The sequence below is a fragment of the Rhizobium sp. NLR22b genome (genome assembly GCF_019685295.1).
Lineage (GTDB): Bacteria > Pseudomonadota > Alphaproteobacteria > Rhizobiales > Rhizobiaceae > Rhizobium.
Map to the genome: position 1 here is coordinate 233,004 of NZ_JABDWM010000003.1, position 26,470 is coordinate 259,473.

A 26,470-nucleotide genomic window follows, 5' to 3' on the forward strand; every position below is an offset into this window, starting at 1 on the left:
GTAATGCGTTCCATGAGTATGGCAGCAGCGGTGGAAACCCAATTGCCGGGGGACCGGATCAGCAAGCGGAATTTCGAAAAGCTTGCCCGGTTCATCTACGACTATAGCGGCATCAAGATGCCGCCGACCAAGCTGACGATGCTCGAAGGGCGGCTGAGACGCCGCCTTCGTGCGACCAATCATTCGACCTTCGACGATTATTGCGACTTCCTGTTCAATCATGATGGGCTTGCCCAGGAAACCGTCTACCTGATCGACGTGGTGACGACCAACAAGACCGACTTCTTCCGGGAAGCCAAGCATTTCGATTACCTGCAGAGCGTGGCGCTGCCGGCGATCGCCAATAGCGGCGTGCGCACCATTCGTACCTGGAGCTCGGCCTGTTCGACGGGGGCCGAACCCTATACGATGGCGATGGTGCTGGCTGAATTCGCGGAAGGCCGCAATGACGTTTCCTATAGCGTGCTTGCCACCGATCTTTCCACCGACGTGCTGCAGACGGCGCGCCGGGGCATCTATCCGGAAGACCTGATCGCACCCGTGCCGCGCGACCTGCAGCGCAAATATGTGCTGGTCGCCAAGCAGCCGGGCCGCAAGGAGGTGCGCATAAGCCCTAAACTGCGCAGCAGGGTGGGGTTTGCACGGATGAACCTGATGGACGACAAATATCCGGTCGGCGACTTGATGAACATCATCTTCTGCCGCAACGTGCTGATCTACTTCGACAAGCAGACGCAGGCGGGCGTGCTCAACCGCCTCTGCAATTGCCTGGCGAAGGGCGGCTACATGTTCATCGGCCACTCCGAGTCGATCACCGGTTTCGACCTGCCGCTGAAACAGGTTTCGAACACGGTGTTTCAGCGTATCTAGAGGCGGTTATGCGCAAGAAAATCCGCGTTCTCATTATCGACGATTCCGCCAGCGTCCGACAGACGCTGGCCCATGTGCTTGAGCAGGATCCCGACATCGAGATCATGGCGGTGGCGTCTGATCCCTTCGTCGCGGCGCGCAGGCTGCTGGACGAGATCCCCGATGTCATCACGCTCGACGTGGAGATGCCGCGCATGGACGGCATCACCTTCCTGCGCAAGCTGATGGCACAGCGGCCGATCCCGGTCGTGATGTGCTCGTCGCTGACGGAGGCGGGTTCGGAAACGTTGATTCAGGCTTTGGAGGCGGGCGCCGTCGACGTCATCCTGAAATCGAAGATCGGCGCCGCCGACAGCCTTGCCGATGACGCCATGCGGATTCGCGAAGTTGTCAAGAGCGCTTCGCAGGCGCGGCTTTCGACCGTGCGCCGCGCCGCGGGAACCATTCGTTCCGCTTCCGCCGAGGGGCCGGCCAAGAAGCTGACGGCGGATGCCATGCTGCCGCCGCCGACGGGGCGGGCGATGGCGAAGACGACGGAGATGGTTGTCTGCGTGGGTGCCTCCACCGGCGGCACCGAGGCGCTGCGCGAATTCCTGGAGGAACTGCCGGCCAATGCGCCCGGCATGGTGATCGTCCAGCATATGCCGGAGAAATTCACTGCCGCCTTCGCCAAACGTCTGAACGGGCTCTGCGAGGTCGAGGTCAAGGAGGCCGCCGACGGCGATCCGGTGCTGCGCGGCCATGTGCTGATCGCGCCTGGTGACAGGCACATGCTGCTCGAACGCCAGGGTGCGCGCTATCATGTCAGTGTGAAGAGCGGGCCGTTGGTTTCCCGCCACCGGCCTTCCGTCGACGTGCTCTTCCGTTCGGCGGCGCGTTCGGCCGGCTCGAACGCCATGGGGATCATTATGACGGGCATGGGCGACGACGGTGCGCGCGGCATGTTGGAGATGCATGAAGCCGGCGCCTACACGGTGGCGCAGGACGAGGCGAGCTCCGTTGTCTTCGGCATGCCGAAGGAGGCGATTGCCAAAGGCGGGGTCGACCGCATTCTGCCGCTCGATCAGATCGCCCGCGAAGTCCTGATAACGCAGCAGAAGTTCTAAGGCCGGTTCCGGGTTCCGATGGAAAATAAGGCGGCGCTTTTCAGGCCTGCGGGCAGCCATGTGTGCCTCCCCTTGAAATTTCCGCGATTTTGTGGTCTTGAGGCCGCCAATCTTTGCAGCGCTGCCTGTCATGCATGTTCAGGGACATTTCCCGCCCCTGGCAGCGCGCGTCCCGTATCAGTCCCAAGGAAATGCGCCGATGGCCCGTTCAGCTCTTCTCAATGTCATGGTTCAGGCTGCCCTCAAGGCAGGAAAATCGCTGGGGCGTGATTTCGGCGAAGTGCAGAACCTGCAGGTTTCGGTGAAGGGACCGGGCGATTTCGTTTCCGCTGCCGACCGCAAGGCCGAGAAGATCGTCAGGGAAGAGCTGCTAAAGGCGCGGCCGACCTATGGCTTTCTCGGCGAGGAAACCGAAGAGATCAAGGGCACCGACGGAGCACATCGCTGGATCGTCGATCCGCTCGACGGCACGACGAACTTCCTCCACGGCATCCCGGCCTTCGCCGTCTCGATCGCACTCGAACGCAACGGCGAGATCGTGGCCGCCGTCGTCTTCAATCCTGCGACCGACGAGCTCTATACCGCCGAGCGCGGCGGCGGCGCCTTCCTCAACGACCGGCGCCTGCGCGTCGCTGCGCGCCGCGTGCTGTCGGATTGCGTCATCGGCTGCGGTGTGCCCGCGCTCGGCAAGCGCAATCACGGCAAGTTCCTGGTCGAACTGCGCCACGTGATGGGCGAAGTGGCCGGCATCCGCCGCCTGGGCGCGCCGACCCTCGATCTCGCCCATGTCGCCGCCGGACGTTTCGACGGCTTCTGGGAGGCGGAGCTTGCACCCTGGGACATGGCGGCCGGTATCCTGCTCATCCGTGAAGCCGGCGGCTTCGCCACCGATTGGGATGGCGGAGCGGCCATTCTGGAGGGCGGTGCGATCGTCGCCGGCAACGAACACATCCATAAGGCGTTGATCGAGGTCATCAAGCGGCCGATTCCCGCCAAGTGAGCGCATGAAAAACCGGCTGTTGTAAAGTCACGGTTTTCGCCCCGGCATACTTCAATTCGGCACAATGTTGCTCTAGTCTCCGCCAGCAATGAGTTCGGAGGCTGCTGAACCTATGGAAAATGTGAATGTGGCGGAGATCGGCTCCACCGAAAAGACGGCCGGCGGTTATACCTACAGGCTCTCGAGCCCCATGCCCTTCCTCTGGACGATGCTGCTTTTTCTCGTCATTGTCGGGTTCATTGCCGCGATCCTCTTTCGGCAGACGCAGACCGCCTTCATGCACAATCCGGGCCTCAACGGCCTGATCCTCGGCGTTCTCGCAGTCGGAATCGTCCTTGTTTTCAATCACGTGCTGGCGCTTCGCCCCGAAGTGCGCTGGTTCAATTCCTTCCGCGCTGCCGGCAGCGCGGATAAGGTCAACCGTAACCCACGGCTGCTTGCGCCGATGCGGGCGCTGATCGGCAGCCGCAAGGCGTCGGTGGCGCTGTCGACGACCGCGCTGCGTTCGATTCTCGATTCGATCGCCACCCGCCTCGACGAATCGCGTGACGTTTCGCGCTACCTGATCGGCCTCCTGGTCTTCCTTGGCCTGCTCGGCACGTTCTGGGGTCTCATTGGCACGATCGGCTCGATCAGCACCGTTATCCAGTCACTCGATGCCGGTTCGAACGGCACGGCGGACGTGCTCTCTGCACTGAAGGAGGGGCTGTCGACGCCGCTTTCAGGCATGGGGCAGGCCTTCTCGTCGTCGCTGCTCGGCCTTTCCGGTTCGCTCATTCTCGGCTTCCTCGACCTACAGGCCGGTCGCGCGCAGAATCGCTTCTACACGGAACTGGAAAACTGGCTCTCCTCGGTCACCGATGTCGGCTCCGATCTTGCGCCGGCGCTCGATGCCGTTGCCGGGTCTTCCTCGGACGACATGCGCGCACTCTCCGAGTATCTGCGCAAGGTCTCCGAAGAAGGCGGTGTCGGAAACCAGCGCTCTGTCGCCGCCATGGCAAGCCTTGCCGAAGGCATTCAGGGTCTGGTCAAGAATATGCGCAACGAGCAGCAGATGCTGCGTGACTGGATCGAGGCGCAGCAGGACGAGGCGAAAGCCATGCGCCGCACGCTCGATCGGCTGGCCGAGCGCATCGGCCTGCAGGAGCGGGGCGGCGAGCGGGCCGAGCGCCTGCGCGAGCGCACGAGCCATGCAGAAAAGAGCGAGGGCAAATAAGCCATGGCACTTGCCCGCAACCGCCGCCGCGAACGCACGGTGGATTACTGGCCGGGCTTCGTCGATGCGTTGTCGACGCTGCTCATTTCGATCATGTTCCTGCTGACGGTCTTCGTCGTCGGGCAGTTCATCCTCAGCCGCGAAATCACCGGGCGCGACGAGGTGCTCAATCGTCTCAATAGCCAGATCAACGAGCTGACGCAGCTTCTGGCGCTCGAAAAGGGCAGCAATCAGGATCTCCAGGATTCAGTCGCCAACCTACAAGCCTCGCTCGCGACTGCCGAAAGCGACCGGTCGCGGCTTCAGGCGTTGCTGAACGCCGGCTCGGGCGGCCAGGATGCGGCTCAGAAGCGGATCGGCGCAATGACGCAGGAGCTCGACGAGCAGAAGCAGGTGAGCGAACGGGCGCTGAGCCAGGTCGAACTCTTGAATCAGCAGATTGCCGCACTTCGCAGCCAAATCGCCGCGGTCGAAGCGGCACTGCAGGCATCCGAGGAGAAGGACCGGGTCTCGCAGACCAAGATCGCCGATCTCGGCAGTCGCCTCAACGTGGCGCTGGCGGCGCGCGTGCAGGAACTGAACCGTTACCGTTCCGACTTCTTCGGCCGGTTGCGCGAAATCCTATCGGATCGCGAGAATATCCGCATCGTCGGCGACCGGTTCGTCTTCCAGTCGGAAGTGCTGTTTCCCTCGGGCGGCGCGGATCTCAATCCGGACGGGCAGACGGAAATGGCGAAGCTCGCCGCCGCTCTCCTTGATCTCGCCAAGGAAATTCCCCCGGAGATCAACTGGGTGCTGCGTGTCGACGGCCATACCGATAATGTGCCGCTTGCCGGGACCGGCCGCTATCGCGACAACTGGGAACTCTCCTCAGAGCGCGCCATTTCGGTCGTCAAGTTCCTGATTGGCCAGGGCGTCCCTGCCGACCGACTCGTCGCCGCCGGCTTCGGTGAGTTCCAACCGATCGCGCCGGGCGATACGCCGGATGCGCGCGCCACCAACCGCCGCATCGAGCTGAAGCTGACCGAGAAATGATCAGCTTCATGTTGTCCGCCGCGCTTCGGCGAGCCGGTCGGCAAGAAAGGCGCGGACCGAGGGGCTGTCGCTGAGGCCGAGCGCCGTCATGTAGGCGTCGGCCGCGGCAGCATCGTTGCCGGCTCGCGCCAGAAGAAAAGCACGTACAGCCCAGTAGGGCTGATAGGCTGCAATCGCGCGGGGATCAACCTTGTCGAGCAGGGTCAGGCCCTCGGCGGGGCTTAAAGCCCGGCCAATCACCGCCGCTTGGGCGACGCGCGCGCCGAGCGTCGGCTTCATCGTCAGCAACGCGGCATAGAGCGTCGTCAGTGCCTGCCAGTCGGTCGTCCCCGAGAGGCGGCGCGCCGTATGTACCGATTGAATCGCCGCCTGACACTGATAGGGGCCGAAACGGTTGAGGCCCCCTGCGTTGCGCAGCAGCGCGTCCGCCTCCGCGATCATGGTGGCGTCCCAGCTGGCCGGGTCCTGCTCGTCCAGCGGCACATAGCGACCGGCGCGGTCACGACGGGCGCTGCGGCGGGCTTCGCAGTAAAGCATCAGCGAGACGAGGCCGATCGCTTCCGGCTCATCCGGCAGCACCGTCAGAAGCGCCCGGCCGAGCCAGATCGCTTCGCCGGCAAGCGAATGGTGCGCTTCCTCGCCATCGAGACCGTCCCATCCGAGGCCGTAGGCGGCGTAGATCGCCGAAAGCACGGCGGCAAGCCGACCAGGCAGCGCGGGCCGAGGCGGTATGGTGAAGGGAATGCCGGCCTCGCGGATCTTCACCTTGGCCCGCACCAGCCGCTGGCTCATAGCTTCCGGTGACACGACGAAGGCCCGCGCGATGGTCCTCGCTTCGATGCCGAGAATCGTCTGCAGCATCAGCGCCGTATGCACCGAGCTGTCGATGGCAGGATGGGCGCAGGCGAAGAGCAGCTTCAGCCGTTCATCGGGAAAGACGGAATTGCCGGCTTCGTTCATCCGTTCTTCGGCTTCCTCCAGGGCGACCGATATCGTCGTTTGTGCGTTGGCCTCGACGGCGCGGTGGCGGGCCGCCTGCATCAGGTTGCGGCGGGCGGCCACCAGCAGCCAGGCTTCCGGATTGGCAGGAACGCCGCGCTCCGGCCAGACCCGCAGGGCTGACGCCAGTGCTTCCGACAATGAGTCCTCTGCCGCCGGCACGTCGCGCGAACGGGCGGCAAGAAAGGCGATCAGCTTGCCATAGGACTGTCGCGCCACCTGCTCGGCGGCGCGTCCTGCATCGGGTGACATCCTTCCTCACATCTGCAGGCGAGGGCGCACTTCGACGGAACCCTTGTCGGAAATCGGAATGCGCGTCGCCCATTCGAGCGCGGCGTCCAAATCGGGAACCTCGATCAGATAGAAGCCGCCCAGTTGTTCCTTGCCTTCCGGATAGGGACCGTCCTGGACATCGTGATCCTCGCCTTTGCGGCGTATGACCGTCCCGGTCTCGGGCGCTGTCAGCCCGGCGCCGCCGGTCATGATCCCCGCCTGGACAAGCGCCTGCGTGTAGGCGACCCAGCCATCGCGATAGGCTGGATCGCTACGGCGGGCGAAATCCTCCGGCGCTTCGCGAATGATGAGGGCATATTGCATGGAAAACTCCTGATCTCGTTGTTGGCTTTGATCCAGGCCGCCGACGAAAGCCGGTCTAGCCTGGTGGAGCGGCTCAGCCGTTCCAAGACAATGAGGCGCGATCGCCGGTCGTTTCGACATGGCTCTGAAGAAATATTTGAAAAACAGCGCCGGAAATCACCAGCAGGCGCGCCGGTCTCAAAGACACCCGCGCCGCTCGAGGGCGCAAAAAAAGCAGGGCGGCATCGATGCCGCCCGGCCATGCCGCTCAGGCTTCGGCCTTCGTCTGGTCGACGATCTCGGCGCCGGAGGTATTCTTCTTGATGGATTCGATGGCGTTCAGGGCGGACGCTTTCGCCTTGTAGCCCTCGGAACTGAACATTGTTTCCCCGTTCGATGCCTTGAAGCGGAAACGGAATTCGCCTGATTTATCCTTGTAGACTTCGAATTTGTACATGGATGTCTCCCGAAACGCTGAATTGCACGATCAGCGTCGAGGAGGCTAGATCAAAATGGCGAGCTTTTCCACTACCTTAATGAGAATCGTAGTGCGGTCGTTTCCATCGGACGCAGGCACGGGAGACAGACGAACGTCTTCGCATCACTCCATCTGAATGTTCGCGCCCTTGACGACCGGCCCCCATTTGGCGAGCTCGGATTTTACATGGACGGCGAGTTCTTCCGGTGTCGAGCCGACGATGGTGGCGCTGAACTCCTTCATCCGTTCGGCAACGGCGGGGTCAGTGAGCGCCTTTCTGGCCGAGGCGTTGAGGCGCGTGACCGCCTCGCTCGGCGTTTTTGCCGGAGCGAAGAGCGCGTTCCAAGTATAGGTCTCATAGCCTGGAATGCCTGACTCGGCGATCGTCGGCACGTCGGGGAAGGAGGGTGCGCGCTCGGCCGTCGTCACCGCCAGCGCCCGCAGCGTGCCTGCCTTGATATGGCTGGACGATGAGGGCAGGTTATCGAACATGATCGGCACCTGGTTGCCGATGACGTCGTTCAATGCAGGCCCCGCGCCCTTGTACGGGATGTGCTGCATGCTGACGCCGGCCATCGACTTGAAAAGTTCGCCGGAAAGATGCAGCGGCGTGCCGTTGCCCGACGAGGCGTAACTGTATTTATCGGGCTCGGCCTTCAAGAGCGCGATCAGCTCCTGCACCGTCTTTGCCGGCAATTCCGGATTGACGACCAGCACGTTCGGCACGACGACGAGCAGCGAGACCGGCGCGAAATCCTTCTCGGGATCGTAGGGGGTCGATTTGAGGATCAGCGGGTTGAGGGCGTGGGTCGCGACCGTGCCCATCAGAATGGTGTAGCCGTCGGGCTCAGCGCGGGCGACGTTGCCGGCGCCGAGGTTACCGCCGGCGCCTGCGACGTTCTGGACGATCACCTGCTGGCCGAGATCCTCCGACATCTTCTGCGCGACGATGCGCGCGACGACATCGGTTGAGCCGCCGGCGGCGAAAGGCACGACCATGGTGATCGCGCGATCGGGAAAATCCGTGGCAACGGCAGGCCTGCCAGGCGCCAGCATTGCAGTGAGGCCAAGAGCGAGCGCGAGGCCCGTGCGTCGCGTGATGTTGGAAAGCGCCATTCCTATCTCCTCCCATGAATTCAACAGCAATCCCCACCCAGGGGCATGAAGAGGGTAGGGCAGGGGGCGGGAAAGACAACCGCGGGAAGGCGCAGCGAAGTCCGACTTTAGTAGCGTGCGGCCAAGGGCGCCTGCCGGCTATTTGGCCGCGAGCACATCCTCCTTGGCGGCGTCGAATTGCAGCCGGGCGAGGCGGGCATAGATGCCCCCGTGGCGGATCAGAGTTTGATGCGTGCCTTCCTCGACGACGCGCCCCTGATCCATGACGAGGATGCGGTCGGCCTTCAGCACGGTTGCCAGGCGATGGGCGATGACGAGCGTCGTGCGGCCATCCATTAAGCCGTCGAGCGCCTTCTGCACCAGGGTCTCGCTTTCGGCGTCAAGCGCGGAGGTCGCCTCGTCGAGCAGCAGCACGGGCGCGTTCTTCAGAATGGCGCGGGCAATGGCGATGCGCTGTCGCTGGCCGCCGGAGAGGGTGACGCCACGTTCGCCGACCTCCGTCTCATAGCCGTTCTCCAGTCGGGCGATGAATTCGTCGGCCTGGGAGGCAAGCGCTGCAGCGCGGACTTCCTCACGCGATGCACCAGGGCGGCCGAAGGCGATGTTGTCATGGATCGATGCGGCGAAGATCGTGACGTCCTGCGGCACGATGGCGATGCGCTGGCGCAACTCGTCGGGCGTCGTCAGCCGGGCATCGACACCGTCAATCGCCACGCTGCCCTGCTGCGGATCGTAGAAGCGCAGCAGCAACGAAAAGACTGTGCTTTTGCCGGCGCCGGAGGGGCCGACGATGGCGACGGTTTCGCCTGGAGCAACGGCGAAGCTCAAGCCATGTAGGGCCGATTTTCCGGGGCGCGAGGGATAGGCGAAATGCACGTCGGAAAACTCGACGCGGCCGCGGCTCGGCGAAGGGAGGGCCTCGGGGTTGGTGGGGGCTGATATCGGCGACACCTCGTCAAGAAGTTCGGTCAACCGGTCGGCGGCGCCGGCCGCCTGCGAGAGTTCGCCCCAGACCTCCGACAGCGCGCCGAGCGATCCCGCGGAGATCACGGCGTAGAGCAGGAACTGGCCGAGCGTGCCGGCAGACAGCGTGCCGGCCAGCACGCTGTGGGCGCCGACCCAGAGTACGGCGACGACGCTGCCGAAGATTAGGGTGATGGCGATGCCCGTCAAGAGTGCGCGTGAGCGGATGGCGGCGCGGGCGGCTTCGTAGGCGGATTCGACGGCGCCGGCGTATCGCGTCGCCGCGGCATCCTCGCCGTTGAAGGCCTGTACCGTACGGGTCGCGGCGATCGTCTCATTGGCGAAGGCGGACGCTTCGGCAAGCGTATCCTGAGCGGCGCGAGATCGCCTGCGCACCGAGCGGCCAAAGGCGACGAGTGGGAAGACGATCAGCGGGATCGCTCCGATGACGAGGCTCGAAAGTTTCGGCGAGGTGACGACCATCATGCCCATGGCGCCGAGACAGAGAATGAGGTTCCTGAGCGCCACCGAGGCGGTGGCGCCGACGGCGGACTTGATCTGCGTCGTATCGGCGGTCAGACGCGAGACGATCTCGCCGGACTGGTTGACGTCAAAGAAGGAGGGAGACAGCCGCGTCACATGGCTAAAGACGTCGCGGCGAAGATCGGCGACGATGCGTTCGCCGATGGTGATAACGAAATAATAGCGCAGCGCGCTGGCGACCGCGAGCACGATGGCCATGACCATCAGCATGGCGAAGTAGCTGTTGATGAAGCTGCCGTCAGACTGGTTGAAGCCATGATCGATCATGCGGCGCACGGCGAGCGGCAGGGCCAGCGAGGTCATGGCGGCAAGCGCCAACGAAATCAGCGCGCCAGCCACCAGCCCGCGATAGCGCATGACATAAGGCGTCAGCCTGCCGAGCGGCCGCAGCGACCGTCTCTTGTTTTCCTCAGCCTGTGCCTGATCTGCCAAATCGTCTCCATTCGCCCGCAGGACCACGCAATGCGGCCTGTTGGCTCTTGTTATCCCGGCGTCCTTCATGTATAGGCACCGCATCCTAATGGGAAGCCGTAGCCATCACGACTGCGGCTTCATTTATTCAATCGGTTCGGTGGCCGCAACTGCATGCGGCAAATTGAACTCCGGTATCGCAGGAAGATTGTTATGAAGGCAGGCATCCATCCCGACTATCACACGATCAAGGTAGTCATGACCGATGGCACCGAATACGAAACCCGCTCGACCTGGGGTTCGGAAGGCGCTGTCATGAACCTCGAAATCGATTCCAAGTCGCATCCGGCCTGGACGGGCGGCAACCAGCAGCTCATGGACCGCGGTGGCCGCGTTTCCAAGTTCAATAAGCGTTTCGGCGGCCTCGGTCTCTAATCGCTTCTGCTTGACGACGTTTCGCAAGGAGCCCGGTTCTGCCGGGCTTTTTTGCGTTTGCAGAACGGTGCGCAGCGGCAACAAAAAACCGGCCGCGCACTGCGCAGCCGGCCCAAATGAATTTAGCAGGTTCGGTCAGTTGTTGCCGAAGGCGGTCTGCAGCAGGGAAAGCTGCGCCTGGACGCTGTTCTGATTGTCATGAACGATCACGGCTTCAGCCGGACGATAGATTTCGCGATCCAGCAGCGCGATGCGGTTCTGCAGGCGCAAGGAGCGCTCGACGAGGTCGCGGAAGGATTCCGGCAGGTCGCCCCAGCCGGGTGCCGCGCGGTCGACGTTGAAGCCGTCGAGGCGGACCTTGTTCTTCTCGGCCAGCACCTGGTCACGCGACATCTCACCATTGTTGACGGCGCGCTGCAGCAGCAGCCACGAGGCCATCTGCATCAGGCGGGTGGTCAGCCGCATCGATTCCGCGGCGTAGAGGACGGATGCCATGCGCGGCAGAACCTTGGAGGCTGCGCGGCCTTGGCCATCGAGATAGGCGGCGGTCTCTTCGACCAGTGACATGCCTTCGGCATAGAGTGCCTTGAACTGTGAGGATGCAGCCGCGCGGCCCGCAAAACTGATCGTGTTCAATCCAACTTCCGACATCGCAATAGTCCCTGTTGCACGCAGCTACTTATGGTCAGGTAACGCCGGGCTTAACGGAAAAGTTTCCGCGTCCGGTCTTTATGACTTTAAGATGGTATCATTAGCGCAAATGCGCAAGCCGTTTCTTAAGAAAGGGTTAATCTCCACAGTTTCATGGAAATGCGCCGGCCGCAGCAAAAAGAAGAGCCGCAAAAGCGGCTCTCAAGGTAAAACAGGGAGAAAAATCAGACCAATTCACCGCTTGGAAAACTGTCTGAGATCCAGAGAAAGCCTGGATGAGTACAGTAATACGTTATAAAGCTTAATAATTTATTAACATTGTGCCGAATGAAGACTTGAGGTTGGCTCATTTTTCCTGCCTATGGCCTTGTTTTTGGAGGCTTTTAGCGGTTCACGAACGGAAGAAGCTTTCGGCGGCCTGTCGCCCGGACGCCTTGCGGGCGGCTTCGGCTTCGAGCCGGGCGATCTCGGTTTTCAGCAATTCCACTCGCGCCTTCAGCTCATCCACCGAAAGCATGGAGAGATCGGCGCCGATCTCGTGGGCGGTTTTCTTCTGCGGCCGGTCGTCATCGATAAAGCTCATCGGTTCTCCTCCTTTTGCTGCCGGCAGCATAATGCCGAAAAATGCGGCCGATACGGAATCGGAATTTAGGCCGATCCGGCCCAAATCCAGTCTCGCCTCCCCATTTTTCGTTTTTCGCGAACCACGGAGAAAACCGCAGTGCGGTTTGCAGGAAGACCTAACCGAATTTTACAGCAGGATCGCTGCTTTCGGGAGATTTGCCGGTGCCACGATCGGCCAGCGACATGCTCTGGGGTGTCAGCATCGGCGACGTGCCGGTCGGGATCGTCGTATAGGCGTCGCGGTCGCTGGCCGGGACGGCGGCGCGGATGCGGCTTCTGATAATCGCATAAACGGTGATCAACACATGGGCGACGGCGGTGACCAGGAAAAGCGCGTGCGGGGTGATTGCCGACATGACGGGGCCGCCGAGCGTCGGGCCGATGACTGTGCCGATGCCGTAGAGCAGCAGCAGGCCGCCGGAGACTTTGACGAAATCCTCCGACGCCGCGAAGTCGTTCGCGTGAGCGACAGCGATCGGGTAGAGCGTATTGGCAACCGCGCCGTAAAGGACAACGAGCCCGATCAGCAAGCCCGGTGATGTCGGGTGAAGCAGAAAGATGAGCAAGCCGGCGATCGCGGCAATGGCCGACAAGGCGGCGAGCACGTAGCGTCGGTCGATGCGATCAGAAAGCCGGCCGGCCGGGAGCTGCATCATGGCGCCGGCGAAGATGGTGGCGCTCATCATGATGGCGATACTGGTGTCGGAAAGGCCGGCGCCGGCGCCGAAGACGGCCCCCAGCGTGCCGTAAGCGCCGTTGGCAATGCCGACGAGCAGAATGCCGAGGCAGGAAACGGGCGAATTGCGGTATAGCGCCGGCAGGTCGAGGCGCACGGCCTTCAGCGGCTGCGGTGACGCCGCGGTCGATAGCGTCGTCGGCAGCATGGCGATGCAATAAAAGATGCCGCAGATCATGAACAGCACAGGCGTGCGTACATCCTCGAGCGGGATCATCATCTGGCCGCCGACGACACCGAGCAGGGTGATGCCGATATAGAGCGAGAAGATCGCACCGCGGCTCTCGTTGCTGGCGCGCTCGTTCAGCCAGCTTTCGATGATCATCGACGTGCCGGCGGTGGAGAAGCCGGTCACCGCGCGCAGGATCACCCACCAGAACGGATCGATGATTATGCCGCTGACCAACGCGATAATGGCGATGATCGAGATGAAGCCGGAGAAGGCTCTGACATGGCCGACGCGGCGCACCAGTTTCGGCGCCACCAGGCAGCCGATGACGAAGCCGCCAGCCCACGAGGTACCAAGCAGGCCCAGCGTCGTCGTGGCGTAGCCTTCGAGATTGCCGCGCACGGGAAGCAGGATACCCTGCAAACCATTGCCCATGAAAAGGAAGAGCGTGCCAAAGAGCAGCGCGGCGACGGACAGCAGATTTCTCTTCATTTCCCCAGACTCGGTCTCAAGCGATTATGAACGGACATAAGGCAAGACCTGCGCCTGCCCAGCCTCAAGATGATTGATTGTGCCCCGGAATGCCTTTACGGCGTGTGTGAACCTCTTGTTCGCGCGGAAAAATGTCCGTCCTGTGACATTCCGAAAAACGGAAAAAATAAAGCATGACAAAGTTGATAGCCTTGCTGCTCATCCTTGCCATGGCGATACAGGTGATCAAGCCGCTCGAGCTTCCTGGCCTCAGGCGGCGGATGGATTTCTGGAAAATCGCGCTGATCGCCTTCGCCATATGGGCAATGGCGCTGCTGTCGCGCGACTTCGTGATGTAAGCTTCGGATTCAAGCCTCGATGTGGCCGTCAGTCCTGCAGGATGGTTTCGCCGCGCATTACGGCAACACAGCTTCCCGAGATGATGACATCGGTGACGATACCGCCGGATTTTGCCACGTCGAGGGTGATGACGCTGCGCCGCCCCATTTCAATGCCCTGTTCGATGGTGATGCGGACGTTCATATCGGCCTCCGGCGTCAGCGTGACGAGATAGGCGCCGAGAGCGGCCGAAGCGCTGCCGGTCGCGGGGTCCTCAGGCACGTTGTCCAGCGGCGCGAACATGCGGGCGCGGATAGCCCACGGATTTTCGGGTGTCCTGGCATAGACGAAGAGGGAGAAGTCGTGGCCGCTCGTCGTCTGCCGGCCGGCAGCGGCCTGGAAGCCGGTAAGATTCGGACGGGCGGCGGAGAGCGCCTTGAGCCCGTTCAACTCGGCAATGGCGAAGTTCAGGCCGACCGAGGCAAAGACCGGGGCGTGGGCGGTTTTGACGATGGCGCCGGGTTCGAGCCCGATGCAGCGGGCGATGATTTCTTCGGCAATGGTATCGCCGACCGTCAGTGGCTGCGGTGCGCGGATGGCGGCGGCCGCGACCTTTCCGCCGCTGCGTCTCAGGTCGACCTCGACGATGCCGGCTTCTTCCTCGAAGCGCAGCTTCTCGCCGACCGGCTTACCGAAGATCTCCGCCTGCTGGCCGAGCACATAGGCAGTGCCGACATTCGGATGGCCGGCAAAGGGGATCTCCATCGTCGGGGTGAAGATGCGCACGCGGGCGGAATTCTCGGGGTCTTCAGGTGGCAGGACGAAGGTCACTTCGGAATAGTTGAACTCGGTGGCGATCCTCTGCATCGCCGCATCGCTCAGACCGCGGGCATCCGATATGACGGCAAGCGGATTGCCCTCGAAACGGGTGGACGTGAAGACATCGACGGTGACGTAGGAAATGGTGTCCATAGCGGCTCCTCTTGCAGCGGGCCGTTATGAATAATCACGATTTTTCGCGGGACGAAGCGGTTTCTTGTCGCCGAGACAATGCTGAGGGCTGTCTATCGCGTTGCGCTGATTTTTACGCAGATTCGTCGGATGGGGAGTGCGAGGCCTCTCCGAACTCCCTCATTCCTGTGCTCGTCACAGGAATCCAGCCACGGCGCGTCTGCGCCGTGAATGAATCAATATCTCAAGGGAAAGAGTCTTCCGCGCCCAAAGACTTGGGAGCACTGGATTCCTGTGACAAGTACAGGAATGAGGGAGGCGAGGGGATTAGGCACGAGCAGCAACGTTGATGTGCTGCCCTTGCCCGAATCCCAGATGCTAAAACTCAGGCCGCCTTTTCCAGGTCTTTCTTCCAGCTGCCCTTGGCGGCGAGGCTGTTCATCTCGGCGCGGTGGGTGAATTCACGCTGGCCGGCGGCGACGTTTTCCGGCTTGCCGTTCCAGGCCTTGAGCGCGCTGTCCTGCAGGGCGCGACCGTAGGAGAAGGTGACGAACCAGGGCAGGCCGGCCGTGGCATTGATCGCCGAAAGGTGCGCGGTCGCCTCTTCGGTCGACTGGCCGCCGGAGAGGAAGGCGATGCCGGGAACCGCAGAGGGAACCGTGCGCTTCAGCACCTGCACGGTGCGTTCGGCGACTTCGGCGACCGAGGCCTTGCGGGCGTTCTTGCCGTCGATGACCATGTTCGGCTTCAGGATCATGCCTTCGAGGCTGACGCGGGCATCGGCCAGCTCCTCAAAAACGATGCGCAGGGTGGATTCGGTGACTTCGGCGCAGCGGTCGATATTATGGTCGCCCGGCTTGCCGTCCATTAGGCATTCCGGCTCGACGATCGGAACGATTTTGGCTTCCTGGCAGAGGGCCGCGTAGCGGGCAAGCGCCTGAGCGTTGGCGCGAACCGAGCCGCGGGTCGGCAGCGTCGAGGAGATCGCGATGACGCCGCGCCACTTGGCGAAACGGGCGCCGGCTTCATAATATCGAGCCAGACGTTCGCCGAGGCCATCGAGGCCTTCGGTGATGGTTTCGCCTGGAAATTTGGCCATCGGCTTGGCGCCGGTATCGACCTTGATGCCGGGAATTGAACCAGCGGCGCGGATGATGTCGACGAAAGGCGTGCCGTCGGCGGCCTTCTGGAAAAGCGTCTCTTCGTAGAGGATGACGCCGGAAATATACTTCTTCATCGCCTCGTCGGAGCGGAAGAGCATTTCGCGGTAATCGCGACGGCTGATTTCGGTCGATTCGAGATTGATCGTGTCGAAACGCTTCTTGATGGTGGAGGTCGATTCATCGGCCGCAAGCAGTCCCCGGCCGCCTGCAACCATCTGCACTGCAATGTCTTCCAGTCGTTCGCTCATTCGTTCTCTCCACAGCATGAAACATCGGCGGTTTAAGAATATAGGACGGCGATAACAGAAGTTTATAGGGAGGAAAATGGAAGGCTAAATCGTTGAAACGATTGAAATCGTTTCAATCGTTTGAAAAACTGGGATTTTTTCCGGCGCTTGAGCAAAAGACCGCGCAAGGCTACTCGCCGCCGCGGTCTATACCCATATAAAACCTGTCAAATCCGCTTAGCAGTCATTTGCCGGCATTGAGGACGGCGACGCCGGGCAACTCCTTGCCTTCCATCCATTCGAGAAAAGCGCCGCCGGCAGTGGAGACATAGGTGAAGTCGTCGGCAACGCCGGCATGGTTCAGTGCTGAGACGGTGTCGCCGCCGCCGGCAACGGAGGTCAGCTTGCCGGTCGCTGTGCGCTCGGCGGCGTATTTCGCGGCAGCTACCGTTGCGGTATCGAAGGGCTCGATCTCGAAGGCGCCGAGCGGACCGTTCCAGACGAGCGTCGAGGCACGCTCGATCCAGGCATTGATGGCCTGAATGGATTTCGGCCCGACGTCGAGCACCATGGCATCGGCGGGAATGGCGTTGATATCGACCGTCTCATTGGCGGCGCCCGCCTTGAACTCGCGGGCGACGACGCCGTCTTCCGGCAGGATGATGGCGCAGCCTGATGTCGCGGCCTCGATCATGATCTGCTTGGCGGTTTCAGCAAGATCATGCTCGCAGAGCGACTTGCCGACACTGGTGCCACGCGCGGCGATGAAAGTATTGGCCATGCCGCCGCCGATGACGAGTGCATCGACCTTCTTCACAAGATTCATCAAAAGGTCAATCTTGGTCGAGACCTTGGCGCCGCCGACGATGGCGACGACGGGACGGGCAGGATTACCGAGACCTTTTTCCAGCGCTTCCAGCTCGGCCTGCATGGTGCGGCCGGCATAGGCCGGCAGGTGGTGGGCAAGGCCTTCGGTGGAAGCATGGGCGCGGTGGGCGGCGGAGAAGGCGTCGTTGACATAGATATCGCCGTTGGCGGCGAGCGCCTTGGTGAAGTCGGGATCGTTCTTTTCCTCGCCCTTGTGAAAGCGGGTGTTTTCCAGCAGCAGAATATCGCCATTATTCATTCCGGCTACGGCGGAGGCGGCGGCCTCGCCGATACAGTCGGAGGCCGTCAGCACCGCATGATCGAGCACCTCCTCGACGGAAGGGGCGATCAGCGACAGCGACAGATCCGGCGACGGACCGTCCTTCGGCCGGCCGAAATGGGCAAGCAGGATCACTTTGGCGCCCTTGCCCGATAGTTCGAGGATCGTCGGCGTCACACGCTCGATGCGCGTCGTATCGGTGACCTTGCCGTCCTTGACCGGGACGTTGAGGTCGACGCGGATGAGCACGCGCTTGCCGCTGATGTCGGAGAGATCGTCAAGGGTCTTGAAAGAAGGCATGGGGAAGATCCAGTCTTGGTTGGCGGAAGTCGCGCCGACCATAGCAAGGATCATTCGAGACGCAAGGCGTTCAACGGCCGTTTTCGCGCCTGGCTTCGTCGCCTCCGGCCGATGCTTTCGGCATGGTTTCGGAGGCCGCCGCTTCGCGGTTGCGACGTCCGTTCAACCTGTCGCGGATGCGCTGGATAATGTCCTTGAGATTGATGAAGATCGGCAGCGTTGTGGCCGGTTCGACCGCTTCGAGCGACATGCCGACGGAGGTGACGTGGTCGTGCTCGTCGAGATCACGGACGATGAGGATGATCGACCCGAGACGGACGCGATCGGCATAATCGGCCTTGCCGCCGAGGCGCTGCCGCATCAGTTCGGCGATCGTCAGGCCTTTCTCGGATTCGTTGAGCAGGCCGGGCCCGTAGGCGGCATCGAGATCGGCCGCGGGACGGGCGGGTGAGAGCGCGAAGGCGCCGAAGAATTCGGCATCATCCTCGTCCACCGGCGCACGACTGGCGAAGAGCCGGTCGAGCAGCCGGGAATAACTCGGCACGATGAAGAGATAGACTAGATCGTTTTCGCGCAGCCGCCCGGCATACTGGTAGCGCATCGATTTACCGTCGCGGATGACGAGCGAGGGGGTTGCCCAGCGCGGAATGCGCTCGCCGCGCAGCACCGGACTATCCTTGATCACGCGATAGGAGAGCAGTTCGTGGTTGGCGGCACCCGGCAGGTCGACCTCGACCTTATCGACGGCGCCGATGCGTGGCGGAATGATCAGGCCGAGCTTCTTGGCGACGGGTTTGATCGTCCAGCCCTGCACCAGCAGGGAGACCAGCACGATAATGAAGGCGGTGTTGAAAAAGATCTGGCCGTTTTCCAGCCGGCCGAGGATCGGCATGATGGCAAGCAGGATGGAGACGGCGCCGCGCAGACCGACCCAGGCGACGAAGCCGATTTCCTGCTGGGTGTAATCGAATGGGAGCAGCGACAGCCAGATCGCCAGCGGCCGGGCGACGAAGATCAGGAAGAGGGCAAGCAGGATCGCTGGCACGATGATGACGGGGAATTGCGACGGTGTCGCGAGCAGGCCGAGCACCAGAAACATGATGATCTGCGCCAGCCAGGTCATGCCGTCCTGGAAGCGTTTGATGGTGCCGATCGCCTGCATCTTGCGATTTCCGGCATAGATGCCGGCGACATAGACGGCGAGAAAGCCGCTGCCCCCGACCGTGCCGGCAAAGGAGAAGACGAGAAGGGCAAGCGCCAGCACGAAGATCGGCGTCAGGCCGCGATCGGTGTCGAGCCTGCTGACGATCAGCACGATCATCATGCCGCCCAGCAGGCCGAGGATGACGCCGAGCCCCATCTGCTGCACGAACATGGCGAACATGCCGATATTGATGCCAGCATAACGCTCGCCGCTCGCCAGGACCTCTACAAGGGCGATGGTGAGGAAGATCGCCATCGGATCGTTGGTGCCGGATTCGACTTCCAGCGTCGAGCGCACCTTATCGCGGATGTTGATGCCGCCGATGCGCAGCAGGAAGAAGACGGCGGCGGCATCCGTCGAGGCGACGATCGAGCCGAGCAGCAGGCCTTCGAGCCAGGTGAAGTCCAGCAGCCACATGGCGGCGACGGCAAAGAGCGAGGCGGTGATCAGCACGCCGACCGAGGCGAGCGTGAGGGAGGGAACGGCTGCCAGCCGGAAGGCCTGCATCGGCGTGCCGAAGCCGGAATCGAACAGGATGACGGCAAGGGCAATGGAGCCGAGGATGTAGGCCAGATAATTGTTGCTGAATTCGATGCCGAGGCCGTCGACGCCGGCGGCGAGGCCGATCATCAGGAAGAGCAGCAGCAGCGGGGCGCCGAAGCGGAAGGCGAGCAGGCTTGAAAAAGCGGCAAGAAGCACGAGCGCCGTCGCGACCAGCACCACGATATAGAACGCTTCCATGCCCACCCCTTTTCATCGACTGCCTTGCGGATGCGGCCACCCCTGGCCGATCCGTCTATTCCAACCCTCCACCACGCGCGTCGATTCATCAGTAAACGGCAAAACGACAGAGAAGGGTAGGCCTTGCGGCTTAACCTCGTCTCGTGCTGCATCATGCTGCTGAACGGCTGCCGGACGGCCACCGACACGGAAATGCTACGGGAGAAACTCTCTACAAAGAATGTATAAGAAAATCAGGCAAGAGCAGGGCGAACGGCAGGAAAATCGATTTTTCTGCGGGTATTCGCAAACCGCAGCAGGATAGACATATTCCTACATGCGGCCCGTCAGAACACTGCCTGAAGTATGATGACGGCGAGGAACGAAAGACCGATGAACGCTGCAACCCGAATGGCCAGACGATTAGCCTTTGCCAACACGGCGGGTTTGACGTCCCGCTTGGGATGAAACCGCTGCCGCCGCTTGAGGGTGGTTTGGGACAAGCGTTTTTGCGCCTCTGCCATTTATCGCCTCCACTTGGATCATCTCAGCCATTGTGCAGCTTTATTGCATTTCCTCAGTTTATCACGCTTGGCCAGCGGATTGCCAACCGTGATTCCGTCCTTGCGGCTGCACCGAACCCGTCGATTCGAAATGGCTTTCACTGTCAGTTTTCGGTGTCCTCGCCCTCGTCAGTCAGGTCTTCGACCGGGACCAGGAAAACCACGAACTCGTCGTCGATGGTCCGTTCGGGATCGTCGTCGAATTCATAGGCGTGCTCGACTTCGCTGGCTTCCTCAGCCGTCGCCTTGCGCAGGCTGAGCGTCGCCTTGCGGTCCCAAAGCGGCTTGCCTTCGGACTCGAGAATGGTCAGGTCGTCGCGAAAATCTTCCGCCTCGAAGAAATGCGTCGCTTCCTCATGGTTCTTCGAGCGAAAGCTGGCGATGGCGCGGCCGGCGATTTCAACGGTAAAGTAATCCATCCATCCCTCTTTATCTTCCCGGTGCGACGGTGCTCCGGGTTGTCAACAATGCCACGACCGGCTTCAGACGCCTATAACAAAACGGCCCGGTTTCCCGGGCCGCCTGCGATATTCGGTGGTCGAGCCCTCAGATGAGCTTGGCGAAGGCCACGGCCGTGTCCGACATGCGGCTGGAGAAGCCCCACTCGTTGTCGTACCAGGACAGGACGCGCACGAAATTGCCTTCCATGACCTTGGTCTGATCGGTTGCGAAGATCGAGGAGTGGCTGTCGTGGTTGAAGTCGCGGGAGACGAGCGGCTCGTCGGTGTAGCCGAGGATGCCCTTCAGCTTGCCGTTGGAGGCAGCCTTGATGGCTTCGTTGATCTCGCCGACCGTCGTGCCCTTCTTGGAAACGAACTTGAAGTCGACGACCGAGACGTTCGGCGTGGGAACGCGGATCGAGGTGCCGTCGAGCTTGCCCTTGAGGTGGGGCAGCACGAGGCCGACGGCCTTGGCGGCGCCCGTCGAGGTCGGGATCATGGAGAGAGCGGCAGCGCGGGCGCGATACAGATCCTTATGCATTGTGTCGAGCGTCGGCTGGTCGCCGGTGTAGGAGTGGATCGTCGTCATAAAGCCGTGGTCGATGCCGACGGCGTCGTCGAGAACCTTGACGACCGGCACCAAGCAGTTGGTGGTGCAGGAGGCGTTGGAGATGACCATGTGCTCCTTGGTGAGCTGGTCATGGTTGACGCCGAACACGACCGTCAGGTCAGCGCCGTCGGCGGGAGCCGAGACGATAACCCGCTTGGCGCCGGCCGTCAGATGGGCAGCGGCCTTGTCGCGGGCGGTGAAGATGCCGGTGCATTCCATGGCGATGTCAACGCCGAGCTCGCGGTGTGGTAGCGTTGCCGGGTCCTTGATCGCGGTGACCTTGATCGGCTTGCCGCCGCCAACGATGATCGTGTCGCCTTCGACCTTCACTTCGGCCGGGAACTTGCCGTGGATCGAGTCGTAACGCAGGAGATGGGCATTGGTCTCGACCGGGCCGAGGTCGTTGATGGCGACGACCTCGATATCGGTGCGGCCGGATTCGACGATAGCGCGGAGGACGTTACGGCCGATGCGACCGAAACCATTGATGGCAACCTTGACTGTCATGTTCATTCACTCCCGATAGAATAGGGCCCGATAGGCGGGCGGCCTGGAATTGAGGAGATGGAGAGCGCCTCAAGGCGCCCTCTTTAAAGCTTTGCTTCGGCAGCCGCAACGACGGCGTCGGCGGTGATGCCGAAATGCTTGTAGACGTCCTTGACCGGGCCGGACGCGCCAAAGCCCTTCATGCCGATGAAGCTGCCTTCCGGTCCGATAAAGGCGTCCCAGCCTTCGCGGACGGCGGCTTCGACGGCGATCTTGACCGGCGAGTTGCCGAGCACGTCCCTGCGGTAGGCCTCCGGCTGCTCGAAGAACAGTTCGGTGCAGGGCACCGATACGACACGCACCGAAACGCCCCTGGCTTCCAGAGTTGCGCGGGCGGCAACGGCGATTTCGACCTCGGAGCCCGAAGCGAAGATCGTCACCCTGGCATCGGCATTGCCGGAGAGCGTATAGGCGCCGAGTTCGCAGAGGTTCTTCGCATTATACTCGGTGCGGACGGTGGTCAGGTTCTGGCGGGTGAGAGCCAGGGCAGACGGACGATTTGTACTCTTCATGGCAATCTGCCAGCATTCCGCCGTTTCGACGGCGTCGGCCGGGCGGAAGACCTGCAGGTTCGGGACGGCGCGCAGGCCGGCGATCTGCTCGACCGGTTGATGTGTCGGGCCATCTTCGCCAACGCCGATCGAATCATGCGTCAGGACGTGGATGACACGAATGCCCATCAGAGCCGAGAGGCGGATCGGCGGGCGGCAATAATCCGAGAAGATCATGAAGCCGCCGCCATAGGGGATGAGGCCGCCGTGCAGCGAGATGCCGTTCATGGCAGATGCCATGCCGTGCTCTCGGATGCCCCAGTGCATGTAGCGGCCCTTGAAATCCGTCGGGGTGATGGAGATCATCTGGCTGGTCTTGGTATTGTTCGACGGGGTCAGGTCGGCAGAGCCGCCGAGCGTTTCCGGCACGAAACCGTTGATTATTTCGAGTGCGTCTTCGGATGCCTTGCGTGTCGCAACCGTCGGCTTGGTCTCGGCGAGCTTCTTCTTGTAATCATCGATCGCCTTGTCGAAGCCTTCAGGCAGATCGCCTGAAAAACGCCGAGTGAACTCGGCCTTGGCAGCAGACTTGGCAAGGGTTTCCTCCCAGGCTCTGACGATATCTTCGGAGCGGGTGCCGGCTGCGCGCCATGCATCGAGAATATCCGAGGGAACGACGAAGGGCTCGTAATCCCAGTTCAGCGCCTTACGGGTGGCGGCGATCTCGTCGGCGCCGAGCGGGCTGCCGTGAACCTTGTGGCTGCCGGCCTTGTTCGGGGCGCCGAAGCCGATCACCGTCTTGCAGGCGATGAAGGTCGGGCGATCAGACTTGTGGGCGGCTTCGATCGCATCGGCGATGGCGGCCTGATCGTGGCCATCGATCTCAATCGTGTTCCAGTGAACGGCCTTGAAGCGGGCAATCTGATCCGTCGAATCCGACAGCGAAACGGCGCCGTCGATGGTGATCGAGTTGTTATCCCAGAAAAGGATCAGCTTGTTGAGCTTCAGGTGGCCGGCAAGGGCGATGGCTTCATGGCTGATGCCTTCCATCAGGCAGCCGTCGCCATTGATGACATAGGTGTAGTGGTCCTGGAGGTCCGCACCGAATTCCTCGCGCAGCTTGCGTTCGGCGATCGCCATGCCGACCGCATTGGCGATACCCTGACCTAGCGGGCCGGTGGTGGTCTCGATGCCGGTTGCGTGGCCGTATTCAGGGTGGCCGGCGGTCTTGGAGCCGACCTGACGGAACTGCTTCAGGTCCTCGATCGTCATATCGGGATAACCGGTCAGATACAGCAGCGAATAGAGCAGCATCGAGCCATGGCCGGCCGACAGCACGAAGCGGTCGCGGTTCGGCCAATGCGGCTTCTTGGGGTCGAAGCGCAGATATTTGGTGAACAGGACCGTCGCCACGTCAGCCATGCCCATCGGCATACCAGGGTGGCCGGAATTCGCCTTTTCAACGGCGTCCATGGCGAGGAAACGGATCGCGTTCGCCATCCGGTCGTTTTGTTGGAGAGAGGTCATAGCTTTTCTGCAAGCTCCGGGTGTCGGGGGATGGCCTCGAGCCTCCAAGACCATCGAGTGAAAGCGGCTGACACATAGCAGTTGGGGCTGGCGAGTCAATAAATGGCGGGGCAAATCCCAGCGGCCTGCGGCAATTTTTTGACATTTGATCGCTCGACTATACAAAAGACCAAACTGGCGCGGCGGGCCTGTCCAAAACGTTCATCCACAGATAGGCAGGCTGCCGGGTGACGGGATTTATTGACGGGCCGTTGGCGAGCTGCATATCCTCTTGAAATCACAAGATCGGCAGATGTGGCCGATTCGCAGGTCCTGCACGGGAATCGGAAAGGCATGATGCCCACAGGCAAAACCATGGAAGCAGCGCTCGACGAATTGAGACAGGCGATTTCGAGCCTCGAAAACGCCGTCGACATGCGTGTCGAGCGGCAGCGCGAGCAGGGGGAGATCGAGGGCGAGGTGCGACGTGTGCATGCCGACCGCTCCCGTCTGGCCCAGGAGCTCGACCAGGCCGAATTTCGCGCCAACCGGCTGGAAGAGGTCAATCGTGAGGTATCGCGGCGGCTGGTGACGGCCATGGAGACGATCCGCGCGGTTCTGGACCGCTGATGAGAGAGAATTTGATATGGCGCAGGTGACGGTAACGATCGACGGCAAGGCCTATCGCATGGCCTGCGAGGAGGGGCAGGAGGATCATCTGACCGATCTCGCCACGCGTTTCGACCGCTATGTCGGCCATCTCAAGGGCCAGTTCGGAGAGATCGGCGATCTCAGGATCACCGTCATGGCCGGCATCATGATCATGGACGAGATTGCCGAGCTGACGCGCCGCATCGCCGGGCTGGAAACCGAGCTCGAGTCGCTGCGCGGCAACCGCGACACCGTGCTTGCCGCGACCGCCCGCACCGAGGAAACGTTGGCGGCAGCGCTCGGCGAGGTTTCGAGCCGTATTCGCGGCATCACCGACAAGCTGAATGGCCGGGCCGCACCCGAACTCAATTGATGTCAATTAAATAAAAACGGCTGGCCGTCGCCACTGGCGCGTCGATGCAAACGGCCTTATATATCGCGATGCGGTCTGCGCCTCTCGACAGGAACCACAATCCCTGGGGCCATACTCGATCCAAAGGGAGCTGTCCCTGTCCGGGCTCGTGGGCCTGGACACACGGTGCCCACCTACGTTTGTAGGCGCCCAGGATCGTAAACATCCATCGGTCGTCGTGGATCGCACCTTTTCCTTTCATCGTTGAAGACGAAGCCGGGTGTATAGGGCGAACGCGGCTTGCGCGTCCGCCCCTCGTGGCGCGCAGTTACTTCTTCAAGCCGGGAAGCGTCACCTGGAAGACCTGGAACATGGTGTCGACATCGGCGCCGCCGTCAGCCTTATAGGCTGCGCCAACCTGGAAGCCATCCTGCGTCAAGAAGTCGTTGTCGTTGGCGACGAACAGGAAGTAATCGTCCGGCAGCTTCGTGTCGAGGACACTTGCCAGACCCATCGCTTCCCATTTTTCCGATAGATCGTTCCTGTCGTTCGGCGCACCGTTGTGCAGGCCGAAGCGGCCAAGCTCGGCCTCGTCGTTGAGGTCGATGAACGGTGTCAGCGTAGCCGGTGTGAGCGACGGGTCGAGGACACCTTTCGGTGCAGCCGCCTTGCCGGCGTCGAAATCGCTGCCGGCGATATCGGTTGCGGCGGATAGGTCGACGATGTCGATCTTGCGATACAGAGACGTGTCGCCCTTCACGCCCTGGCCGTTGCCGCTGTCACGGGCAAGCATCAGGAAGGTCTTGTCGGAAAGGGCGACGATCTCGCTCTCGGCGGCGATCGTCGTCTTGCCCTTAGCGTCCTTGAAGATCGGCAGCGGCACGACATATTCGTGCACCAGCTTCAGATGATCGGGATCGGCGGCGTCATAGATCATGGCGCGGGTATTCTGGCGGGTCGAGCCGGAATCGCCGCCGTCCTGGCGGGCCGCCGACTGCAGTACGGCAACGATAAACTTGCCGTCGGGCGTCATTGCCATGCCTTCGAGGCCCTGGTTGTTCTGGCGGCCGGTTTCGGGGTCCTTCGGATCGGGAGCGGACCCGCCGGGACCGGGATTGTTTGAAGCGAAGCTCAGCGCGCCCTTGCGCATCGGCAGAAGCGCCTTGGGCGGCTGGGTGGCTGAAAGCAAGTGGCCATCGGCGGAGAAGCGATAGATATAGGGGCCGTATTCGTCGCTGACGAACATAGTGCCGTCGGCCATGCGGATGATCGCCTCATCGTCGAGGGCGATCTTGCCGTTCGCCGCCTGCGGCAGCGGCGGGAAGTTGCCGGCAGCGGCGCGGACGCCGGATTCCGGGTCGAGACCGGTCGTGTCCGCGCCCTTGTCGTCAACAAAGAGCATGGACTCGACGAGTTTCGCCTCGACGCCCGATTGCTCATTGCCGGCCTCGGGGGTCGCGCCTGGCGCTGTCGGGGTCAGAATGATCGAAAGGGTGTTCAGGCGCGGGCGGTAGTCGACAGTGCCGGCGGCATTGTAACCGCGGTCGGGCAGCAGGTAGAGCGTGCCCCTATAGCTGGCGCCATCCCGAGTCCAGGCGGCGGGGTCGATCGCCATCCCGGAGCCGGAGCCGAAGGTTTCACCGAATTTGTCGCGCTGGTTGGCTGGAATGCGGCCGACGCCGACCAGGCCCTTATTGACGAAAGTGGCGGAATTCTCCGACCTTGCCAAGGCGGGAATGGCGGCGGATGCTGCGAAAACTGCGGCGAACAGCCGCGATGCATATGATCTGACGTTCTTCATGAAATAGCCTCTCGGTCAAAAGCGTTCCTGCAACGGTTCCCGCCCGCAAGCTGGACACCG

The 26,470-nt window shown here is 62.0% G+C and carries 26 protein-coding genes and 1 other RNA gene; 10 read left to right on the top strand and 17 right to left on the bottom strand.

The annotated features are described in order from the left end of the window. Nucleotides 1-12: 12 nt before the first annotated feature. From HJC00_RS07200 to HJC00_RS07220, 5 genes are all read left to right on the top strand, one after another. Nucleotides 13-870: a protein-glutamate O-methyltransferase CheR gene (locus HJC00_RS07200; RefSeq protein ID WP_221163809.1), complete on the top strand. Its 858-nt coding sequence runs from the start codon at nt 13-15 to the stop codon at nt 868-870. An 8-nt stretch (nt 871-878) separates the two neighbouring features. Further along, the gene (locus HJC00_RS07205; protein ID WP_210629899.1) at nt 879-1,976 is read left to right on the top strand and encodes a chemotaxis response regulator protein-glutamate methylesterase; all 1,098 of its coding nucleotides are present in this window, start codon (nt 879-881) and stop codon (nt 1,974-1,976) included. Nucleotides 1,977-2,175: 199 nt separating this feature from the next. Further along, nucleotides 2,176-2,976, top strand: a complete 801-nt coding sequence (locus tag HJC00_RS07210) for an inositol monophosphatase family protein (RefSeq protein WP_210629900.1) — start codon at nt 2,176-2,178, stop codon at nt 2,974-2,976. 112 nt (nt 2,977-3,088) lie between these two features. Then, nucleotides 3,089-4,192 carry a MotA/TolQ/ExbB proton channel family protein gene (locus tag HJC00_RS07215; RefSeq protein WP_221146442.1) on the top strand — a complete coding sequence of 368 codons (1,104 nt, stop codon included), beginning with the start codon at nt 3,089-3,091 and terminating at the stop codon, nt 4,190-4,192. A 3-nt stretch (nt 4,193-4,195) separates the two neighbouring features. After that, the gene (locus HJC00_RS07220; RefSeq protein WP_210629902.1) at nt 4,196-5,227 is read left to right on the top strand and encodes a peptidoglycan -binding protein; all 1,032 of its coding nucleotides are present in this window, start codon (nt 4,196-4,198) and stop codon (nt 5,225-5,227) included. Nucleotides 5,228-5,233: 6 nt separating this feature from the next. Here HJC00_RS07220 and HJC00_RS07225 read toward each other — a convergent pair whose 3' ends face one another. From HJC00_RS07225 to HJC00_RS07245, 5 genes are all read right to left on the bottom strand, one after another. Next, nucleotides 5,234-6,478, bottom strand: a complete 1,245-nt coding sequence (locus tag HJC00_RS07225; RefSeq protein WP_221163810.1) for an RNA polymerase sigma factor — start codon at nt 6,476-6,478, stop codon at nt 5,234-5,236. Nucleotides 6,479-6,484: 6 nt separating this feature from the next. Continuing rightward, complete coding sequence (locus HJC00_RS07230; protein ID WP_221122993.1) at nt 6,485-6,823, bottom strand: YciI family protein; 339 nt, start codon at nt 6,821-6,823, stop codon at nt 6,485-6,487. 247 nt (nt 6,824-7,070) lie between these two features. Then, the gene (locus HJC00_RS07235) at nt 7,071-7,259 is read right to left on the bottom strand and encodes a YegP family protein (RefSeq protein WP_064694384.1); all 189 of its coding nucleotides are present in this window, start codon (nt 7,257-7,259) and stop codon (nt 7,071-7,073) included. A gap of 144 nt (nt 7,260-7,403) precedes the next feature. Beyond that, on the bottom strand, nt 7,404-8,396 hold the full coding sequence (locus HJC00_RS07240) for a tripartite tricarboxylate transporter substrate binding protein (RefSeq protein ID WP_221163811.1): 993 nt from the start codon (nt 8,394-8,396) through the stop codon (nt 7,404-7,406). Nucleotides 8,397-8,534: 138 nt separating this feature from the next. Beyond that, a complete protein-coding gene (locus HJC00_RS07245) occupies nt 8,535-10,334 on the bottom strand; it encodes an ABC transporter transmembrane domain-containing protein (RefSeq protein ID WP_221122994.1) in 1,800 nt (599 codons plus the stop codon). A 192-nt stretch (nt 10,335-10,526) separates the two neighbouring features. On the opposite strand from HJC00_RS07245, the gene rpmE reads away from it, so the two are divergent. Next, nucleotides 10,527-10,748, top strand: coding sequence for a 50S ribosomal protein L31 (rpmE, locus tag HJC00_RS07250; protein WP_009990270.1), 222 nt, complete (start codon nt 10,527-10,529; stop codon nt 10,746-10,748). Between the two features lie 135 nt (nt 10,749-10,883). Here rpmE and HJC00_RS07255 read toward each other — a convergent pair whose 3' ends face one another. From HJC00_RS07255 to HJC00_RS07265, 3 genes are all read right to left on the bottom strand, one after another. Beyond that, complete coding sequence (locus HJC00_RS07255; protein ID WP_004679442.1) at nt 10,884-11,399, bottom strand: DUF1465 family protein; 516 nt, start codon at nt 11,397-11,399, stop codon at nt 10,884-10,886. Nucleotides 11,400-11,790: 391 nt separating this feature from the next. Then, nucleotides 11,791-11,982 (bottom strand): DUF1192 domain-containing protein, encoded by a 192-nt coding sequence (locus HJC00_RS07260; RefSeq protein WP_003582172.1) that lies wholly within the window; start codon nt 11,980-11,982, stop codon nt 11,791-11,793. 157 nt (nt 11,983-12,139) lie between these two features. Next, a complete protein-coding gene (locus HJC00_RS07265; protein WP_221163812.1) occupies nt 12,140-13,420 on the bottom strand; it encodes an MFS transporter in 1,281 nt (426 codons plus the stop codon). A gap of 173 nt (nt 13,421-13,593) precedes the next feature. On the opposite strand from HJC00_RS07265, the gene HJC00_RS07270 reads away from it, so the two are divergent. Then, on the top strand, nt 13,594-13,758 hold the full coding sequence (locus HJC00_RS07270; protein ID WP_210629907.1) for a hypothetical protein: 165 nt from the start codon (nt 13,594-13,596) through the stop codon (nt 13,756-13,758). A gap of 28 nt (nt 13,759-13,786) precedes the next feature. Here the strand turns inward: HJC00_RS07270 and HJC00_RS07275 are convergent, their stop codons facing one another. The 8 genes from HJC00_RS07275 to tkt all read right to left on the bottom strand — a co-directional run bounded on the left by HJC00_RS07275 (nt 13,787) and on the right by tkt (nt 23,627). Beyond that, on the bottom strand, nt 13,787-14,710 hold the full coding sequence (locus tag HJC00_RS07275) for a PhzF family phenazine biosynthesis protein (protein ID WP_221163813.1): 924 nt from the start codon (nt 14,708-14,710) through the stop codon (nt 13,787-13,789). Nucleotides 14,711-15,074: 364 nt separating this feature from the next. Continuing rightward, on the bottom strand, nt 15,075-16,100 hold the full coding sequence (locus HJC00_RS07280; RefSeq protein WP_210629909.1) for a class I fructose-bisphosphate aldolase: 1,026 nt from the start codon (nt 16,098-16,100) through the stop codon (nt 15,075-15,077). 223 nt (nt 16,101-16,323) lie between these two features. Then, nucleotides 16,324-17,526, bottom strand: a complete 1,203-nt coding sequence (locus HJC00_RS07285) for a phosphoglycerate kinase (protein WP_210629910.1) — start codon at nt 17,524-17,526, stop codon at nt 16,324-16,326. 70 nt (nt 17,527-17,596) lie between these two features. Further along, entirely contained in the window at nt 17,597-19,471 is a 1,875-nt protein-coding gene (locus HJC00_RS07290) for a potassium/proton antiporter (protein ID WP_210629911.1), read from the bottom strand. A gap of 326 nt (nt 19,472-19,797) precedes the next feature. Continuing rightward, a complete protein-coding gene (locus tag HJC00_RS07295) occupies nt 19,798-19,974 on the bottom strand; it encodes a hypothetical protein (protein WP_176439455.1) in 177 nt (58 codons plus the stop codon). A 143-nt stretch (nt 19,975-20,117) separates the two neighbouring features. Next, nucleotides 20,118-20,432 (bottom strand): hypothetical protein, encoded by a 315-nt coding sequence (locus HJC00_RS07300; protein WP_210629912.1) that lies wholly within the window; start codon nt 20,430-20,432, stop codon nt 20,118-20,120. A gap of 127 nt (nt 20,433-20,559) precedes the next feature. Further along, nucleotides 20,560-21,570 (bottom strand): type I glyceraldehyde-3-phosphate dehydrogenase, encoded by a 1,011-nt coding sequence (gene gap, locus HJC00_RS07305; protein ID WP_210629913.1) that lies wholly within the window; start codon nt 21,568-21,570, stop codon nt 20,560-20,562. A gap of 83 nt (nt 21,571-21,653) precedes the next feature. Next, entirely contained in the window at nt 21,654-23,627 is a 1,974-nt protein-coding gene (gene tkt / locus HJC00_RS07310) for a transketolase (protein WP_210629914.1), read from the bottom strand. Nucleotides 23,628-23,960: 333 nt separating this feature from the next. Between tkt and HJC00_RS07315 the strand changes: the two genes are divergently transcribed. From HJC00_RS07315 to ssrS, 3 genes are all read left to right on the top strand, one after another. After that, complete coding sequence (locus tag HJC00_RS07315) at nt 23,961-24,236, top strand: DUF4164 domain-containing protein (protein WP_184455048.1); 276 nt, start codon at nt 23,961-23,963, stop codon at nt 24,234-24,236. A 16-nt stretch (nt 24,237-24,252) separates the two neighbouring features. Then, on the top strand, nt 24,253-24,630 hold the full coding sequence (locus tag HJC00_RS07320) for a cell division protein ZapA (protein ID WP_064811285.1): 378 nt from the start codon (nt 24,253-24,255) through the stop codon (nt 24,628-24,630). A 69-nt stretch (nt 24,631-24,699) separates the two neighbouring features. Continuing rightward, nucleotides 24,700-24,858: non-coding RNA, 6S RNA (ssrS, locus tag HJC00_RS07325), on the top strand. A gap of 79 nt (nt 24,859-24,937) precedes the next feature. Here the strand turns inward: ssrS and HJC00_RS07330 are convergent. After that, nucleotides 24,938-26,410 carry an esterase-like activity of phytase family protein gene (locus HJC00_RS07330; protein ID WP_210629915.1) on the bottom strand — a complete coding sequence of 491 codons (1,473 nt, stop codon included), beginning with the start codon at nt 26,408-26,410 and terminating at the stop codon, nt 24,938-24,940. Nucleotides 26,411-26,470 lie beyond the last annotated feature (60 nt).